This window comes from Nostoc sp., assembly GCF_036916735.1.
Classification (GTDB): domain Bacteria; phylum Cyanobacteriota; class Cyanobacteriia; order Cyanobacteriales; family Nostocaceae; genus Nostoc.
In genome coordinates this window covers 34,751-53,442 of the sequence record NZ_JBALFV010000051.1, presented here as the reverse complement: position 1 = coordinate 53,442, position 18,692 = coordinate 34,751, and the positions used below count along the sequence as shown (strand labels likewise).

The 18,692-nt window shown below is 38.7% G+C and carries 18 protein-coding genes; 6 read left to right on the top strand and 12 right to left on the bottom strand.

What is annotated here, in order from left to right:
• Positions 1–100: 100 nt before the first annotated feature.
• Positions 101–940: a DNA/RNA non-specific endonuclease gene (locus V7L20_RS12330; protein WP_442943532.1), complete on the top strand. Its 840-nt coding sequence runs from the start codon at positions 101–103 to the stop codon at positions 938–940.
• An 80-nt stretch (positions 941–1,020) separates the two neighbouring features.
• On the opposite strand, the gene V7L20_RS12325 is transcribed toward V7L20_RS12330, so the two are convergent.
• Positions 1,021–1,413: a nuclease A inhibitor family protein gene (locus V7L20_RS12325; protein WP_334744350.1), complete on the bottom strand. Its 393-nt coding sequence runs from the start codon at positions 1,411–1,413 to the stop codon at positions 1,021–1,023.
• 113 nt (positions 1,414–1,526) lie between these two features.
• Positions 1,527–1,790, bottom strand: a complete 264-nt coding sequence (locus V7L20_RS12320; RefSeq protein ID WP_334744349.1) for a hypothetical protein — start codon at positions 1,788–1,790, stop codon at positions 1,527–1,529.
• 70 nt (positions 1,791–1,860) lie between these two features.
• On the opposite strand from V7L20_RS12320, the gene V7L20_RS12315 reads away from it, so the two are divergent.
• Positions 1,861–2,079 (top strand): hypothetical protein, encoded by a 219-nt coding sequence (locus V7L20_RS12315; protein ID WP_334744348.1) that lies wholly within the window; start codon positions 1,861–1,863, stop codon positions 2,077–2,079.
• A 374-nt stretch (positions 2,080–2,453) separates the two neighbouring features.
• Here the strand turns inward: V7L20_RS12315 and V7L20_RS12310 are convergent, their stop codons facing one another.
• Entirely contained in the window at positions 2,454–4,502 is a 2,049-nt protein-coding gene (locus V7L20_RS12310) for an elongation factor G (RefSeq protein WP_334744347.1), read from the bottom strand.
• Between the two features lie 264 nt (positions 4,503–4,766).
• Between V7L20_RS12310 and V7L20_RS12305 the strand changes: the two genes are divergently transcribed.
• The 4 genes from V7L20_RS12305 to V7L20_RS12290 all read left to right on the top strand — a co-directional run bounded on the left by V7L20_RS12305 (position 4,767) and on the right by V7L20_RS12290 (position 7,179).
• A complete protein-coding gene (locus tag V7L20_RS12305) occupies positions 4,767–5,687 on the top strand; it encodes a tetratricopeptide repeat protein (RefSeq protein WP_334744346.1) in 921 nt (306 codons plus the stop codon).
• Between the two features lie 81 nt (positions 5,688–5,768).
• Positions 5,769–6,323 carry a phosphate-starvation-inducible PsiE family protein gene (locus V7L20_RS12300; protein WP_334744345.1) on the top strand — a complete coding sequence of 185 codons (555 nt, stop codon included), beginning with the start codon at positions 5,769–5,771 and terminating at the stop codon, positions 6,321–6,323.
• Between the two features lie 218 nt (positions 6,324–6,541).
• Positions 6,542–6,787, top strand: coding sequence for a hypothetical protein (locus tag V7L20_RS12295; RefSeq protein WP_334744344.1), 246 nt, complete (start codon positions 6,542–6,544; stop codon positions 6,785–6,787).
• 155 nt (positions 6,788–6,942) lie between these two features.
• Positions 6,943–7,179 (top strand): EF-hand domain-containing protein, encoded by a 237-nt coding sequence (locus V7L20_RS12290; RefSeq protein WP_334744343.1) that lies wholly within the window; start codon positions 6,943–6,945, stop codon positions 7,177–7,179.
• Positions 7,180–7,359: 180 nt separating this feature from the next.
• On the opposite strand, the gene V7L20_RS12285 is transcribed toward V7L20_RS12290, so the two are convergent.
• The 9 genes from V7L20_RS12285 to V7L20_RS12240 all read right to left on the bottom strand — a co-directional run bounded on the left by V7L20_RS12285 (position 7,360) and on the right by V7L20_RS12240 (position 17,124).
• The gene (locus V7L20_RS12285; protein ID WP_334744342.1) at positions 7,360–8,280 is read right to left on the bottom strand and encodes a methylenetetrahydrofolate reductase; all 921 of its coding nucleotides are present in this window, start codon (positions 8,278–8,280) and stop codon (positions 7,360–7,362) included.
• Between the two features lie 58 nt (positions 8,281–8,338).
• On the bottom strand, positions 8,339–9,349 hold the full coding sequence (gene trpS, locus V7L20_RS12280; protein WP_334744341.1) for a tryptophan--tRNA ligase: 1,011 nt from the start codon (positions 9,347–9,349) through the stop codon (positions 8,339–8,341).
• A 490-nt stretch (positions 9,350–9,839) separates the two neighbouring features.
• Entirely contained in the window at positions 9,840–10,760 is a 921-nt protein-coding gene (rfbA, locus tag V7L20_RS12270; RefSeq protein WP_334744340.1) for a glucose-1-phosphate thymidylyltransferase RfbA, read from the bottom strand.
• A 299-nt stretch (positions 10,761–11,059) separates the two neighbouring features.
• Entirely contained in the window at positions 11,060–11,821 is a 762-nt protein-coding gene (locus V7L20_RS12265; protein WP_334744339.1) for a class I SAM-dependent methyltransferase, read from the bottom strand.
• Positions 11,822–11,877: 56 nt separating this feature from the next.
• Positions 11,878–13,023: a DegT/DnrJ/EryC1/StrS family aminotransferase gene (locus V7L20_RS12260; protein WP_334744338.1), complete on the bottom strand. Its 1,146-nt coding sequence runs from the start codon at positions 13,021–13,023 to the stop codon at positions 11,878–11,880.
• The gene (locus V7L20_RS12255; protein WP_334744337.1) at positions 13,020–13,466 is read right to left on the bottom strand and encodes a sugar 3,4-ketoisomerase; all 447 of its coding nucleotides are present in this window, start codon (positions 13,464–13,466) and stop codon (positions 13,020–13,022) included. Before V7L20_RS12255 ends, V7L20_RS12260 begins: the two co-directional genes overlap by 4 nt.
• A gap of 7 nt (positions 13,467–13,473) precedes the next feature.
• Positions 13,474–14,445, bottom strand: a complete 972-nt coding sequence (locus tag V7L20_RS12250; RefSeq protein ID WP_334744336.1) for a glycosyltransferase family 2 protein — start codon at positions 14,443–14,445, stop codon at positions 13,474–13,476.
• 49 nt (positions 14,446–14,494) lie between these two features.
• Positions 14,495–14,881, bottom strand: a complete 387-nt coding sequence (locus tag V7L20_RS12245; RefSeq protein ID WP_334744335.1) for a GtrA family protein — start codon at positions 14,879–14,881, stop codon at positions 14,495–14,497.
• A 47-nt stretch (positions 14,882–14,928) separates the two neighbouring features.
• Positions 14,929–17,124, bottom strand: coding sequence for a hypothetical protein (locus tag V7L20_RS12240; RefSeq protein WP_334744334.1), 2,196 nt, complete (start codon positions 17,122–17,124; stop codon positions 14,929–14,931).
• Positions 17,125–18,692: the final 1,568 nt, after the last annotated feature.

The window sequence follows — 18,692 nt, the reverse complement described above, 5'->3', positions numbered from 1 at the left end:
CATATTTATCATTACAAAAATAAAGATTTTTGTATCACTGAATACTTGATATTGAAGTAAAGAACTCGGACACTGTTTGTGCAATCAAAAGTACAAAAACGTGAAAAAAATCAAGATGTTCAAGTTTCTGCTGCCATTTGTGGTAGGAGTTTTATTGATAATTGGGTTGGCCAAGATCGTACCAGCCCAGTCATCGGTAAGTGTTCACCTAACCCTTGGCAACCCTAGCAATGCTGGAACTTTCAGCCGAAATAACTACTTGCTGGTAAAACCACAGTATGTAATTGGTTACAACTGCTCAATAGGTAGAGCAAATTGGGTGTCTTGGCAGTTAAATAGTAGTTGGTTAGGTAGCACACCAAGGCAAGATAATTTTCGAGCTGATACAACACTTCCTCTTGGCTGCTATCAAGTTCAATCTACCGATTTTAGCGGAAGTGGGTTTGATCGTGGTCACATGACACCTAGTGGTGACAGAACTAATAGTGTTACCAATAATTCTGCCACCTTTTTGATGAGCAACATGATTGCTCAAGCCCCAGATAACAATCAGGGGATTTGGGCAAACTTAGAGGAATATGCCAGAACTTTAGTAGGACAGGGTAAAGAACTCTACATCATATCTGGTGGATATGGGATGGGCGGTACTGGGTCAAACGGAAGGTTCTATACAATAGCTAATGGACGGGTTCATGTTCCTAATACAACTTGGAAAATTATTGTTGTACTGGATATTCCAGATTCAGGTCTTGCTGGTGTGACAACCAGCACAAGAGTCATTGCTGTCAATATTCCCAACATGCAAGGGGTGCGAACAGCGGATTGGAGAAACTATCGGGTTAGCGTTGACTCATTAGAATCCCTAACTGGATACAATTTTCTCTCACAAGTCTCAACATCTATTCAGTATGTAATAGAAGGGCAAGTTGACGATTTATAAGTTGGGATAATTTCAAAAATGAGAAAGCATAGCCATCTGTGCGGCTAGGCTTTTATTTAGATAAATTTCCAAACTGTTTACTAGGTTTCAACTAGTTTGGTTACTATTCCAGCTAAGTCACCATCTTTAGTTTGTCCTATGATATAAGCGTCAATATTTATTCGTCCAACACGATAAACGCTGATGTCACTAAGATTATCTTTAAGTGTTTGGACAAGTGTTTGAAACTTTTGAACATCTTTTTTCTGGAATTCATTGTGCCACTCTTGCTCAAATGCACAATTACGAAAGAGATAGTCTAAGTCTACTACTTCTACTGGCAAGTCTTGAGAACCTGTTAGCTGTAATATTTTCTCCTGTGTTGCAGGTGCAGCACCTTCCCACCGAACAACCTCGAAAGGATAATCTGATTCGCTCATCATTAATAAGCTACTACTAGCTTCCTTTAGTTTTTCAACAATCTCGCCGCTCATAGTCATCAGTTTTTAGCAACGCTCATACTGTATCATTCAGCCAGCAGCAAGGTGGGAATGGGACAACTCGACCATTGAGTAGAAGATTTAGCACGAATGGAGCAAGAATTACATTAAGTTGGGGTGTTTTGCTTTCTTACCCATTGACGAAATGCTCTAAGTGTTGAACTTCTACCTAAAGTTCGGCTCTGTTCGACAAACTGGGGAATCACTTCAACAATGGGCAAGTTAAAAAAAGTAGAACTAATTTCAGACTCAATGTATTTGCCATCCTGAAGAATATTAATTTGTAGCTTGCCATTTTCATATCGCCACAGTTCAGGAACTCTTAATGCTTCGTAAGCATCAAGTTGAGTTTTAGAAGTAACATCAACCACATCTGCTTTCTCAAAAATTTCTGAGCAAATTAGCGGGATAGATCAGAGATTTACTGGCAGGTCAAAGCTATTGCCCTACTCTGAATTATTAGAAAATTTATCTGGTAAATCAAGACTGTTTGCCCACTCTGAATTATTACAAAATTTATCTGGTAAATCAAGACTGATGCCACAAGATAAGTTAATACAAGATAATTTATATACAGATTTAAATAAACAAATTTATAGTTGGCAAAAACTGCTTCAGCCTAGTCTAGATATTTTTCAGTCGTCTCGTCAATTAAAGTAAATCGTACTTGCCTCAAGAGTATGGGATAAGAGTTTCACAGAAGTTACACGTCAAATTCAAGAACTTAACCTATTTAGTAAAAATCCAGCTTTAGTACAAAATTTATTAAAACCTTCAAGGGTTTATACAGATTTTGTAGAGAAAACCTATCAACTAACCCTTCTACCAAAAGATTCCCGACTTTTCTCATAAGTCAGGAATCTTAGCCTTGAAGCGATGCCTGCGGGGGGCAAAGTCTACGCTACTCTACAATTAATTCAAAATCAAAAATTATACCAATTCAATTAATGATTGCAACACATCCTTGGGTAAAGACGCGATTCATCGCGTCTCTACAAATGGTCTATTTATCGCATTATTTTTTCAAATTGGTATTACTTGCCGTTGCCGTTAGCACCATTGCCATTGCTGTGAATGACGCGTTCAGCAAGCTTTTCCGGCACTTCCTGGAGATGGTCATATTCCCAGTGGAAGGAACCAACGCCCAAGGTGAGCGATCGCAGTTCTACAATAAAGTTTTGCATCTCTGCTTGTGGCAAGTATGCAGAGATATTATCCCAGCCTTGCCAATCGTTTCTGCCCTCATAGCCTAAAATTTGTCCCCGTCTACCACTCAATAGTTGCAGCACTTTCGAGGTAAATTCGCTAGGTGTGGTAACTTCCACCCGCAGAATTGGTTCTAACAGAGTAGGTTCCGCTTTGGGTATTCCTGTTTGCATTGCCAATCGGGCAGCTTGCTTAAAGGCTTGTTCGGAACTATCAACGTTATGATACGAACCATTAGTCAAAGTTACTGCTAAATCCACTATTGGGAAGCCCAAAGGTCCATGTGTGAGAAATTCCCGCACGCCCATTTCTACCCCAGGAATGTACTGTTTAGGAACCACGCCGCCAACAATAGTTTCATTAAAGTTAAAACCTGTACCGCGTGGTAAAGGCTTGATGTCGAGAAAAACATCACCAAACTGTCCGTGACCACCGCTTTGGTGCTTGTAACGCCCATGAACTGAAGCCACTGTTTTACGAATGGTTTCTTTGTACGGCACTTGCGGTAAGTGGGTTGTCATTGGCAAGTTATATTTGCGGCGCAGTCTGTCTAAAGTAACTTGCAAATGAATCTCGCCTTGACCCCACAGGATTACTTCATGAGTATCGCCGTGTTGTTCCCAAGCAAGTGAACAGTCTTCTTCTAATAACTTGGTGATAGCACCACTGAGTTTAACTTCATCGTTGCGCTTTTCTGGTGTAATGGCCAGAGCATACACTGGTTCCAACTCTACAGCTTTGGGTAGTTTGATTGCCGACTGCTGTTCTATAGAGATTGTATCGCCTGTCTTGATTCCTTCTAAACGGCTCAATGCGACAATTTCACCAGCACTAACTTGGTTAACCAACTGCTGTTGTTGTCCCATGAGGCGGTAAATTCCACCAGTGCGAATGCCATTGAGAACAATGCCATCAGTTAATTTACCTCGCCAAACACGCACGAGGGAAAGTTTGCCACCTTGGGGAGTGTAGTAAGTTTTTAATACCTGTGCTAGAGGTGTATCACCTTTTATGTTTTTTAAACGACGTTCTGCTGTGGTTTCTGGCTCAGGGGCTTCCCGTAACAAGGCTTCTAATAGAGGTCTAACACCATAATCTTGTTCTGCCACACCAAAGAAAACGGGCACTACTAAATCTGCCCCTAATTCCATTTTTAAATCTTTGAGAATTTCCTCTTGGGGTGGCTCAATGTCTTCTAAAAGTTCTTCGAGTAAATGGTCGTCAAAATTTGCTAAGGCTTCAAGCATTTCTGCCCGTGCTGTATGTTCTTCTTCTTTTAAACTTTCGGGGAAGGGAATGGGGTCAGCAGGTGCGCCTGGATGATATTGATATGCCTGTTCACTGACCATATCAATAAAGCCGGTGAGTTGTTCCCCGTTCATGATCGGATATTGATGCGCTACCAGGGGACGGCTAGATACTGCTTTCAGGGCGTGTAACGTTTCCAAAACGTGAATATTTGCCCGATCCATTTTGTTGACGAAGACGAGGTGGGGAATTTCCCAATCGTCGAGAAATTTAAATAGAGGGGCGAGGGTAAGGACTCGTTCGCGGATGGGTTCGCAAACTACAATTGCCGCATCCACTCCCATTAAAGCATTGTATGTTTCTTGGGCAAATTCTATACTTCCCGGACAATCAATAAAAGTAAAGTAAATACCGTTATACTCAGTGCTAGCGGCGCTGACTTCTACACTCATCTGGCGATCGCGCGACTCGGCAGCACTATCTCCCACTGTATTGCTGTCCTTAACACTCCCTTTACGAGAAATTGCCCCTGTGACAAATAACAGGCTTTCTAGTAAAGTAGTTTTTCCACTTAAATAAGGACCGACAATTGCAACATTCCGCGAACCCGATTTTACTTTTTCGTTCATAAAACCTCCCTTGCGGTAAGTCTTTCCTAACCGCATGATTCTGTATATATCAGGGATAAAAAATGCTTCTCTGGAGTCAAAATTACCCCTTCTTTAATTTGTTATTATGCTCCTTTTAATCTAAATTTAAAAAAATTGTAGCCTGTCGTAAAATTTAGCTTAATAAAAATTAACAAAAACGGACTTTTATGGCCAAATAAAAATTTTTGTAAAAAACTTTTTATAAAGTAAATTTAACTGAAGGTATTGCAAGTCAGAAAATCAATGGGAAAATCATTCTTTAAATATCGCATAGCAGGGTTAGTAAGTTTGATGCTGCTTGTTAGTATTACCTCCCCTTTTATTTCTCTATCTGCTTCTGTCCCCTCAAAGCTGGCACAATCTAATGGTAAAACTGCTATTGACTGGTTAAACCAAGGCTTACAAGCAATTCAGACCAGAAAGGTAGAAGATGCGATCGCCGCCTTTAAACAAGCAGCTAAATTAGATCCGACCTTAGCACCAGCACACTATAATCTGGGGCTAGCACTCCGACAAACCGGACAATTACAACCCTCTGCGGATGCATTTTATCGAGCCACGCAAGCCGATCCTAAATTTGCTCCAGCTTTTGCTAATTTAGGCGGAGCGTTATTAGAAGGGAATAATTTAAAGTTAGCTAACGATTATTTGCAACGCTCCTTAGAACTCGATCCCAAGCTAGGATTTGCTCACTATAACTTGGGGTTGGTACGAGAACAGCAACGAAATTGCGAACAAGCGATCGCATCTTTTAGAAAAGCCATAGAATATAGCAAAAATGCACCAGAGCCTCCTTATCATATTGGGATGTGTTATCTCCAACAAGGGAAACTCGAACAAGCCAGAAATGCTTTTAATCAGGCAGTAAAAATTAATCCGAAGTATCCAGAAGCCTACTACAATCTCGGTTCAATATGGTTTGAGCAACGCAAATCACAAGAGGCATTAGAGGCTTTTAGAAAATCAGCTGAAGCTAACTCTAACTATCCCAACGCTTATTATGGTGCAGGGTTAGTTTTTATGCAGTTACAGCAATATGGAGATGCAGTACAAGTATTGCAATTTGCTAGAGATTTATATAATGCTCAGAAAAATCCTCAGTGGGCGAAAAATGCCCAGCAATTGTTGCAACAAGCACAAAATTTAAATTACAAACCTCGCTGAGGCGCAAAAGCTTAATATTGCATAAGATAAAACTATTGGGTTGACTCGCTGGTGTTGTCTGAACTAGTCCCGATTGGAAAAATGTACATGCAAAAGCGCCAGAAAAGTCGATTTTTATTTAGCGATCGCTGGCTTGATCGGCACTCAATTGTTCGCAACATGGAAGCCTTTCAAGACCTAATAGTGATTGTCTTGTGTTTGGGATTGTTTGCCGTCATGCTGATCCAATTGTGGGGGTTATTTATCGCCATTATGCAGCAACTGGATTATAAACATGTGACTGCAAAAATACTATTTGTGTTGATTTTAGTCGAGTTATTCCGACTATTAATGGTCTATTTGCAAGAACATAGTATCTCAGTAGGAGTGGCAGTGGAGGTAACAATTGTATCTCTATTGCGTGAGATAGTAGTTCACGGAGCGCTGGAAATTTCTTGGATTAATACGCTTGCAATTTGTGGTTTGTTGTTTGTTCTGGGTGGACTACTTGTGGTGTGTGCTAAAACGCCGCACATGGATTGCATGAGTGCTAACACTAAGCTTTGTCCGATTGTCTATAAAGGAGGTATGGAACGGCAAAACGAGTTGGAATTTCAGTATTCACGTCAATGTGAAGAAAATCAACCGCTTGGATAAATTGTTATGAAAATGGGGAGTGGGAGAAACGCGATTATTCACGTCTGTACTAGGGAATGGGGAAAAAGTATTTTCCTCACTCCTTTGTGTGAAACTGGATCATAAAATTATTTTTGCAAGGTACTTACGACGTATTGAAATATACTCTTTTTGGAAGATGAATCGCTTTTTAAGGGTGAGTATAACGTTAATTAGAAATCTTAAAAGAGGTTCAAGCAATGGTTACAAATACAGGTAACGGACAGTCTCAACAAGCCATTAGCGACTTGGAATATGATTTTATCACCGTTTTGCACAACAAGGCTGAAGCCGTTAAAGCTTACGATACTTACATCAAAGATGCAGAACAAGTAGGTTCTCAGCCTTGTGTAGAGTTGTTCCAAAAATTGCGCCAATCTGATATTGAACACGCACAAGAGATTCGTCAACATCTACAACAAGTGTTACAACACGGTAAAATGTAACCCAAGTTTTGAAGTGCGTAGACTACGCCTACGCACTTGCTGATTACATTAGACGCAAGCAGCGCCCACTATAAGCTAAACTTGTGTTAACTGTCCTTGCGTCTTTGTCAAGATTTTGAGATATTAAATTGAAAGATTAATTTAGATAGAAACTTATGACAACCGAGCAAGAGCTTCAAGTTCTTTTTAATCAATTAGATCGCGATCAAGATGGCAAAGTCTCCATTAATGAGCTTTTTTTAAGTCCTGGCTTAAGTGCAGTCATCGCAGCAGAAACAAAGACCACTAGTCCCCGGGAGTTACTAGCACAGTATGATTTAGACGAAGACGGTAGTATTACCTTTGAAGAGTTAAAGGAAGCAGTTGAGAAAGCAAATAATTTAAGCTATTAGTCAAAAAATTAAAGCCACCTCCGCAATAGTGTATCCGCGTCTGATTCTGATAATTGAGATCATGTAGGAAAAGCTAACGATTAACATAACCCCCTTCCTGACCGTCTAAGGGGAAATTCAACGTTAAAAAAAGCAGATGGTTGCTCCCATCTGCTTTAATAAAAAAATCCATCATTTCGTTTACTTCGATACCAATTGGTTAACTGGAGCAACCCCAGCCAAATCTAAAATTGGCGTGATCGCATCTTCTCGCTTCACCGCCATCATGTGAACACCCTGACACAATTGCCGTGCTATTTGCACTTGCTCGGCAGCAATTTTCATCCCTTCCTCAAAAGGATCTTTGGCTTTTGCCAATCTATCAATAATATGTTGGGGAATATTTACACCCGGAACACATTTATTAATAAATTGGGCATTCTTTGCCGATTTCAACAGAAAAATCCCTGCCAAAATCGGTTTTTTATAGCCAGCAGCAATAGTATCCATAAACTTTTCTAGCCGCTCAAAATCGGTAATTAACTGACTTTGAAAAAACTGCGCTCCTGCTTCTATTTTGCGTTCAAATCGACTTTGCAAACCCGACCAACTATTACATTGTGGATCTACTGCTGCACCAACAAATAAATTTAACGCTCCATCAGTCAAAGGTTTCTCGTTGCAATCAACACCTTGATTCATCTTCCGAATCAGTTGCAGCAGTCGCACCGCTTCCAAGTCAAATACTGCTTTAGCATCTGGATGATCGCCTGCTTTTACTGGGTCGCCAGTCAAAGCTAAAATGTTACGGATACCCAAGGCATGAGCGCCCATTAAATCAGCTTGTAAACCAATGCGGTTGCGATCGCGGCAAGCAACTTGACAAATCGGTTCTATACCGTTTTGTAACAAAATCACCGAGGCCATTAACGAAGACATCCGTAATACTGCGCGGCTACCATCAGTAACATTGACAGCATGAACCCTCCCCTTAAGAGTCGCCGCCATTTGAATCATCTGCGCTGGATCTCCCCCTTTCGGCGGTGCTACCTCGGCGGTAACTAAAAATTCACCTGCTTGTACAGCTTTCTGGAAGGCTGTAGGGCTATGGGTGTGATGCATAAAATTAAGAATTTCCATTTATTAAATGGTATAGCAAATCACACCGAAAAGGGAAAACTTATAGAGGAAGAGAGTAGCCTAAAGCAGTTTTTACTTGTGATAAAGTTTGATTTGCGATCGCTCTAGCTTTTTGCCCTCCATCCCGCAACACAGATTCCAAATAGTTTTTATCCGCCGTTATCGACTGATATTTTTCTTGAATTGGTTTCAGGGACTCAATTATTGTGTCCGTCAGTAATGGCTTAAATTGTCCCCAACCCATATCCTGACACTCAACTGCTACATCTTCCTTGGTTTTACCAGAAAGCAATGTATACAGCGTTAATAAGTTATTACACTCTGGACGCGCTGGATCGTCGAAAGTCAGCCCACGAATGGGATCGGTTTTGCAACGCTTAATCTTATATTGAATCTGTTCTGGTGGATCTAGCAAATTAATCCGGCTTAACTCAGAAGGATCAGACTTTGACATTTTGCGTGTACCGTCCGCCAAACTCATTACCCTTGCCCCTTCCTTGCGAATCAAAGGGTCTGGTAACTTTAGAACTGGCTGATCTGGTTTACCAAATTGGTGATTTAACCGAGCTGCAATATCCCGTGTCAATTCCAAGTGTTGCTTTTGGTCTTCACCCACTGGCACTTTATCCGCTTGGTAAAGTAAAATATCAGCTGCCATCAGCACAGGGTAATCTAACAAGCCTGCACTGACATTTTCTCCCTGCTTGAGTGCCTTTTCCTTGAACTGGATCATGTCTTGCAGCCAGTTTAGAGGTGTAATGCAGTTGAGCAACCAAGTGAGTTCGCTGTGGGCCGAAACGTGGGATTGCACAAAGATGGTGGAGTGATTTAAATCAAGACCACAAGCGAGATACAGAGCAGCAAGGGTGTAGGTATCAGCTGCCAATTGCGTTGGCTCGTGTGGTACTGTAATCGCGTGCAAATCAGCCACAAAAAGGTAATTTTCGTATTCGCTCTGACCTTCTACCCAGTTGCGAATCGCTCCCAAATAGTTACCTAGATGGTAATTGCCCGTTGGTTGAACTCCAGAAAGAACACGTTGCTTGCCCATAATTTTCAACTTAGTTATCTCAAATCCGCGTTATGTCAAGTGGCGATGTCTAGTGACAAGTCGCTTCTCTACGAGACGCTGCGCGAATGCGCCTACGCAAAACTCATTTAATTTTGACATTTTCCAGGTCAACTCGCCGTTACGGGATGAGAGATTCTTTCTTATACTTATGGTTTAGCGCATCTTCATACAGAATTGGTATAACATATCAAAATTAGGTAAGCGCGTAGAATAGCTGCTCAATTGTAAGCATTGAGGCTGGCGACGATTGGTATTTATCGTAGATGACAACTTTAGCAGAACGGGAATGATTGTCTTGTACGAAGCGAGATAATATTCCTACATTGTCCAAAAAAGCTCTTTTGTTATAACTTTCAAAAAAAAGCCGCGTTCGTCGCCAAAAATATGCGGTTCAATAATCAGCACATCGAGAATTTCCGTTTGTGTCACTTTCAGAAATTTATGCTTTTAGCCTCAGAAAATTCTTGTTCTAAAACACTAATTGCTCTTGTTTTATACTCTGTTTTCTTAGATTTGAGTCAGTGTCATCATCTAAAATTTGCATCAAGTAATGACCATAGCTACTTTTAGCCATAGATTCAGCTATGTTACGAACCTGAACTGAGTCAATATATCCTTTGCGATATGCAATCTCTTCAACACAAGCTATTTTGAATCCCTGTCGTTGCTCTAGGATCTGGATAAAGTTGGCCGCCTGATGCAACGATTCGTGTGTACCAGTGTCTAACCAAGCATATCCTCGACCCAATATTTCCACTTGCAGTTGACCTCGACGAAGGTAAACTAAATTCAAATCAGTAATTTCTAACTCATTTCGAGGGGAAGGCTTGAGATTAGCAGCAATCTTAGTAACTTGGGAATCATAAAAGTAGATCCCAGGTATAGCATATTTTGACTTAGGAATTATCGGTTTTTCCTCTATACTAATTGCTTGCCCGTAGGCATCAAATTCAATCACGCCGTAGTTTTGAGGTTCTTTTACCTTATAACCGAACACTAACCCTCCTTGACACAGAGTTGCAGCGCGAGTAAGTATTTCAGTTAAACCGTCTCCATAAAAGATGTTGTCTCCCAAAATCAAGCATACTGGTTCATTGTCAATAAAATCTTTGCCCAATATGAAAGCTTGAGCTAAACCTTCTGGTTTAGGTTGCTCAACATAATAAAACTTGAGACCCCATTGACTACCATCCTTGAGAAGTTGCTGAAAAAGAAGCAAATCTGTAGGGCTAGAAATAATCAAAATCTCTCGAATTCCAGCCAACATTAATACCGACAAAGGATAGTAAATCATTGGTTTGTCGTAAACACACATGAGTTGTTTACTGACAACATAAGTTAAAGGATAAAGACGTGTCCCAGAGCCACCAGCTAAAATTATGCCCTTCATTTTACAATCCTCACAGACTAAAAATTACCGTAAAGATATTCGAGTATCAGAGTGTGTGCTATTAGTTATTCACAAGATGGACTTGTCCTGAATTAACTTGTAAATTTATTCCTCAAAGATATTCGATTCTTTCATCCTTAATAGTCTCTTATACTTCAAATTGGCGATCGCCAACTTGGAAATGCGATGAAAAAGAATATAAATTGTGACTTGTAAAGCTGAGAAGAACAATACAGACAGCACTAATATAATCAAACTAATCAAGTCAAATGCAACCACTTACTGATTGTGGTTATCATTTACGACAACAGACGTTTCTGAGCTACAATAAATAGAGAGCTTCCAAAAGGCTTGTATGAGAAAAATCTATTTTCAAACACTGTTAATCGATATAAAATCTCGTTAATAATGAAATGAGGTAATGAAACATCAGAGGAAATCTTTTTTGTTCCATATCGGAGTCGAATACGTTGTGCGACTCGAACGATATAAATGAGCGGAGAAAGGAGAAAAGGCCAAAAGAGGGTTGTGTGTATTAAGAACAGATGAGAGGGGAAAAACGTAGGAATGTCGTTTTGATTTACTCTCGCCGAGATGCCAACACTTATATCATGAATCCCACGAAATGCCTGCCCTGAAGGAAGATTGCAGAGCACATATCCGTTTGGAGTTAGCACGTTGTAAAACTGACGAGCAACATCTTCTCGCTCGGTTGGAGACAGAAAGTAGAGCACATCATTACAGATAATACGGTCGATCGATTGAGGCGCAATTCGTTGTGATATATCTTGTAGGCTACTAAGCTCAAGCGAGATACCCTTCCTTCGCGCATAGTCGATAGCGTAGGGAGATATATCAAATCCACGAAGCTGATAGTATCCATGCTGCTTCAGAAAGCTGAGCAGTCCTCCTGTTCCTGCACCTGCATCGAGAATGGTAAGTTCTCTATCGTTCGATAACTTCAAAAGTGCAGCGAGTACCAATTCATGGAGCGCTCTGTACCACCAGAGAGTTTCCTCTGTTTTGGCCATTTTTTGATATTCGATCTCATTTTCAATCATAAGTCAATGGCAGTATAACTTATCTTAAAAACCTCTAAAACAAATAATGGTAGCGGCTATTTGTATGAAAGCGAGGAAGTTTTCAGTGTATTAGTCATATCTTTCATTAAACATACATTAGATTCTTTGATCACTCTCATGACCTCTTCATTGTTCATATGGGGACTTATCGGTAGACTCAGAACATTTTTAGCCATTTGTTCTGTAATAGGAAAACTGCCTAAATGCTGTTCTTCTTTGTACGCATCACATAAGTGAGGTGGAACAGGATAATGAATTAAAGTGCCAATTCCCGAATCTTTCAGGTGCTTCTGGAAATCAGAACGCTTTGAATGACATACTACAAACAAGTGCCATACTGGCTCTGCCCAGGCAGGAACAAAAGGTAGGGTTAAATCTGTTACGCTGGAGAGTTTTTCAAGATACTGGTTAGCTACCCAAGCACGGCGAGCATTCCACTCATCAAGCCTAGTTAGCTTCACCCTTAAGAAGGCAGCCTGTAGCTCATCAAGTCGGCTATTGAAGCCTTTAATTTCATTGAAGTATTTAACACGAGAACCATAGTTTCGCAGCAGGTTAATTTTATCTGCTAGTTCAGCATCATTTGTTGTTACCGCTCCACCATCTCCCAATGCTCCTAGATTCTTAGTTGGATAAAAACTAAAGCCCGCTGCATCTCCTAAACTACCAACTCTTCTGCCTTTATAACGTGCGCCATGAGCTTGTGCAGCATCTTCAATTACCTTAAGTTCATATCGTGCAGCAATCTCGTTAATCGAATCCATATCAGCAGGTTGACCGTAAAGATGAACTGCTAAGATTGCTTTTGTTTTAGAAGTAATTGCTACTTCAATATTCTTTGGTTCAATATTGTAAGTTTTTTCATTAGGTTCTACAGGAACTGGTGTAGCTCCTGCATGAGAAATTGCTAGCCAAGTCGCAATGTAAGTGTTGGCTGGAACAATTACTTCATCACCTAAGCCAATATTCATTGCTCTTAATATGAGATGTAGTGCATCCAAACCGGTTCCCACACCAATACAATGCTGGACATTACAATAAAAAGCGAATTCTGCTTCAAAAGCTTCTAACTCTTGCCCAAGAATGTACCAGCCGGACTCTAGAAATTTTCTATAGGCTTCATCTAATTCTTGTCTTATTTCTAAACAAGATGCCTTTAAATCAAGAAACGATATTTTCATGCTCTGCCTTTTATAGCTTTCATAAAATCTTTATAGTTACGATAATAATCAGATTCATCATAAAAATCTGATGCCAAAACCATACAAACTGCTCCCGGCGAAAAATTCTCAATTTGGCACCAGATCATCGAGCCGAAATAAAGACCAGAGTGTGAGCAATTCATGTGATATTTTTTTTCTTGATGACCGTCATTTATTTTTATATCGAAGCTACCTGATATTGCCACTAAGAATTGCTGTAACTCGCGATGAGCATGTCCGGCTCTTTCTGCGCCAATAGGCACATCATAAATATAAAAAACTCTTTTGATTTCAAAAGGAATATGTTTATTCACTTCAACAAAAGTCAAATTGCCACGAGGATCAGTAATTTTCGGTAAATCAATCAATCGATATTGCTGAATGCTAGTCTGATTTTCTTTCAAATCACCTGTAACTTTCATTGTCTTGTTACCTCCCTAAACGGTTACTTAAATATAACCTTGATGCACAGCTATCCTTACTATCCGAATATTGTCTAATGATATATAGTGGTCTTCTTTTTGTCTCATCAAAAGTTTTACCTAAATAAAGACCAATGATTCCTAAAAAAGCAATAATAATTCCGCACAGAAAATACAAAGAAACAATCAGGCTAGTCCAACCTGTAACGGTTGTTCCATAAAGTAAGACATCAATAAAAGTATAAATGCCATATAGGAAAGCTAGGAAAGATATTAAGAAACCCAGCTTAATTGATAATCGCAGAGGTTTATCAGAATAAGCAACTAAAGTTTCGCTTCCCAGTTTCCACAATTTTTTAAAGGTGTATGTACTTTTTCCAGCGAAACGACTACCATGTTGAACGTCAATACTAGCAGTGGGAAAACCAATCCACTGTACCAAAAGACTAAAAAATCTTAGTTGTTCACGTAATACACGAAAACTGTCTACAACTTTCCTAGAAACAATACGAAAGTTGTTAACTTGTCCATCGTAATTAATATCTGCTAGATAGTTGAAAACTTTATAAAATAGCGAGGAAGTAAGGCGCTTCAAAATGTGGTCTTTTCGCTTTCCTCTCCTAGCCAATACTATATCATAGCCTTCTTGTGCTTTAGCATATAAACGAGGAATTTCTTCAGGACGATCCTGCAAGTCACAGTCCATAATTACAACCCACTCTGCATTACAGTGATCTAAGCCAGCTGTAATACCATATTGCTCACCAAAGTTGCGACTAAATTGAATCCCTTTAATTCGTGGATCTTTATTAGCTAATTCTAGTATGATTTGCCAGGAGCGATCGCCTCCACAATCCTCAACTAAAATTATCTCAAAATCTTCCGAAATAATTTCAAGAGAGGCTTTTAACCTTTGATAAAGCTCATGTAGACAACCTTCAGCTTTGTAGACAGGAATGACAACAGAAATATAAGCCAATGTTAACTCCTCCGTGATTTTATATTTTGGCAGATTGTATATTGATAATTCACATTTTTCTTTTTTGAGATTTGGGAAAAACAAATGTTTTATTTAATGTATATGAAACTAAGGCAAGAGGAAGTAAAATTAAAGCTTCTGCTATAAAAACATTAATTTTATAACTTATTAATTTTTTTAATAAAAATACTTGCATCAAGTAGATAATAGTATAAACTCCTATAAATTTAAATATTAAAGTATTATTTTTGTTTTTAAAAACTAAAATTCCAAAAGTTTTAAAGTTAAATAATACTCCACAAATAGTTGATATTAAGACTGCAATTTCATAGCGGAAATTTAGTAAAATAAGCAAGCTAAATAGCAAATAACCGAAAAGTGTATTAATCACTCCTACTATCAAAAATCTTATAAATATTTTTGAAGGATAATTCATAAACTTAATTCAATAACAACTGATACTTTCCATATATTATTTCAGAGTTAACGGTTGAGTTTCCAGATAGTCACCTTTTCAGATGAAGCAGGAATAACTTTATTAGAGCTTTCCCAGATGGGTTGCATACAGAATGGGTTATTTACAAGTAAGGGATGAGTTGAATACTCGATAACATGAGTTGCTGGAGTTTTTGTCAGGAGTCGGCAAAATTGTTCTGGTTGGGATGTTGCCCATAAGTCTTTAATAACTTGCACTCGATTATCTGAGAAATAGGTTTTCAATACCTCGTTTGAATAGTCAAAAGTATAAGTAATTTCTAGATATGCTGCCCTCCCAGTAATACTAGTTAATAAGAAAATTTGGTCATTATCATCACGCTCATCATTAGGCGGCATATACTTATCCGTTAAAATAACAGAGTTTAGTGGCGTATTGTCATGCATATAGGCCAGAGCTATTCGTTCGCTAGCACTTATTGTGATTCCGTAAGAATGAAGTTCATTCATTAGAAGACTTGGTCTAGCCATCTGTTGAGCAATCGAAGATGTTACAATAAAAGCAACTACAAAACTAATCTGCATCGATCTGGTTAAAGATAGATGAGGCTGGAAAAACTGGTAAACTCGGTAGAGTCCAGGAATCATCAAGAAAAATAGATACCAGCGTGTCAAATACAGCAGTTCTCCCCCAAGTGAGAAACTATCAAAATCAGTTGTTAGACACATTCCACCTAAAGTTGATACAGCTATCATCCATAAAATCAGACTAGTAAAGAGGAGAAACTCTTGACGTGCTGGTTTGCTTGATAGGAAAATGCTACTGATAATGAGCAAAGGAATACCTATCATATTCAATGCAACAAAAGCAGACATAGATACTATTTGCCAAACCCATCTAAATACTGTCGAATTATGAATTAAGTGGCTTAATAAGTCATAAATATTTGTAGAAAATGGCCAAGCATTAATCCAATTAGTCCATTCTTTAGGATCTGTTAAATTATTAAAGCCTAACTTGAGACTCGCAGTATTAGGCAAATAATATGATGATTTCATCTCCAAACAAATTAGTAAACTTAAAGCCACAGCAAGACCAGTAGCAATAAGGTATACGCTTTGCCTAGTGCGTTTCCAGCCGTAAGCTGCCAGTAACAAAAAACCTGGCAGCATTGGTAAAAATACATGAACCCGAAAGCGGCTTGTTGCCGCAACCATGATGGCAATAATAATGATAAATACATCAACAGGTTGCTTTTTATAGCAACGAATAGAAATCAGCAAAATTCCTAAAAGAATTCCATAAGTAACTAACATCCCACTATACATTTGTGGAGCAGTTAACATAAATGGTTCTATTCCACTAGTAACATGAGGAAACAAAGTAAAATAAAAAAAGGAACGCTCGCTTTTCACCAAAGGCGGATATGGAATGGCTGTAATATACATTGCTGCTGTTGCCAGATATCCAGCTACCCTACTGTTAGTCAATATTTTGACGATGCTGTACAGTGCCAGACACATCCCAATTGCGATAATGATGTAATGATAAACAATTTGTACCCTCTGTATATCCGTCTGACCTGTAAAGCGTGACAGTAACATCGTTGTCAGATGGGGAAACATGTGATAAGCGCTATCAGGTGTTCCTACTCTGTTAGGTTGCTGTAGAGGTGGTACGTGTCTAGCCAATTCGTAGGTTATACTTGTAAAGTAACGACAATCAGCGCACAGTATCGATTTATAGGTGTTAGTTGTGGGGTTATATTCCCAAGCTTTTTGGTAGGGAATATTAACTACTAAACTCACCACAATCAATAAAGCAAGTACCCAATCAAACTGCCGCCAACTAAGGCGATTAATCTGAATATTCAACCAAAACTTTTGATGAATTGAATAAATTATCAACCCAATAAAAATTGCAATAGCTCCAATGTAAAATAATAACTCTAGCTGAAGTACAGCCAAACCAAAGTAAATTAAGGTTGTCAGTGTATAGCTAGCGATCGCACTAAATGTCAAACGAACTATTGGTTCTTGTACTTGTCGCTTTAACAGCAGATAAAACAACGCGCCAAGAGGCATCCAAAGTAAAACTGTTCCTAAACAAAAACGCAGTAATTCAACTACATTCCATTCAGTTGCTACCAAGTAATAGACCAAAACAAATAAAGTAATAGTAGCAACAAATAAAGTAAGAAAACTTGATTTTTTTTTAACTATTTTTTCTGAGGTTTCAAGCATATCTTTATTTGTTTATTTAAGTTTTAATACTATCGGAGGCCTATCTAATTTCTCCATTCTTAAATAATTGTGCGACGAACCAAATGGGGTCTGTGCTTAACTTTCTCAAATATCAGCGAAGCGATCGCACTGCAGAGATCAAGTATAGCTTCATACCTCAATTCTGGCTAAATTGAAATTATTACGAATGATGGCAAGGTTTTTAGTACCTTTTAGGGAACTCCAAATAATAAATTATCCCAATTTCTAGACTCAACATGATTGTTCCTCCCCCTGCCCCCTGCTCCCCTGCCCTAAATGCATGGGATCTTTTTTTAATTGGAAGCCCCTTAATGCTTAAGTAAGTATAAATAATTAAAGACTTGTATAAGGGCTAAAGCGCTTTAGCCCTTACTACGAGGGATTTTCATAATTTGGTTTATTTTCGCCTATGCGCTTAACAATAATGCCAACCTATACAATTTAGCAAGCGACAATTAATAGAAAATTATTATCAATAAGCTGAGGAACTATCAATCTTAGATGCTTTAAATTATTTATAACTTTTGATAGATGTAAAAATAACTGTTTAAGTAAATAGACTTGAAAAGCTGAGAATAAAGTATAAAGTATTACAATTATCAACTAAAGTTATTATTCTCCACAGTTGTTAATTTAATGCAGCCCACTCGTCTGCGGAGTATATGCACCAGTATATGCAGCCCACTAAGCATATCTTTACATAGTTTGGTTTTCTGACGCCGATTTACTTAACCCTCTTTCATTACTCTCTGGAGAGTGAGTTGAAGACCTTGCAGTCAAGGTCATCTATCTAAATATATATAGATTCATTAATTTATCTGATAATTTATATTTATTAAATAGTGAAATACTATACTTCTGCTATTGCTAAAGCCACTTATTATTGATAATATAATCTCAGAGAAATGAGAATTAGTAGCAATAATGTAAACATTTGTTTTATTTAGCCAAATTTTATCCAAATATAAATCACTATTTTTTTCTTGTCATAGTGATAGCGAGAGCATCTGTGTATCAGGATTACATCTAAACTGATGACAAATAAATAAGGAATAAATTTTCTGATAACTTCTTTAAAGCCTCTGGTAATTGTTCTATAGGACTCATATTTGATTTTTGGGCATTGCTGAATCAAAATATGAATCAGGCGACACCGAATAGCCCATCGTAGACATCAGTGCAATCAGACGGGTGCTACACGTCTTGAGCGGCACTGAACCATACTTTAGATATACCTTTATTTGGGGACTTCCAGAGAATAAATTACCCAATTTATTTAGATGATATTTTTCTTTTCCCCCTGCTTTCCTGGTTACTGAGCGACTTGTCCTGAGCGTAGTCGTAAAGCCTGCGGCATAGCTACGCTTAGCGCGTAGCGTCCCGTAGGGAAGGGAGTCGAAGTATGCTCCCTGCTCCCCTGCCTACACAGCGATTGATTATTTTTTTAATTGGAAGTCCCTTGGTGCGATCGCAATCCAGCTAAACTTCCAGAGCAGGCTATAATATTGTGTGAAGAAAAGTAAATAAAGCTTAAACTCTTTTCCCCC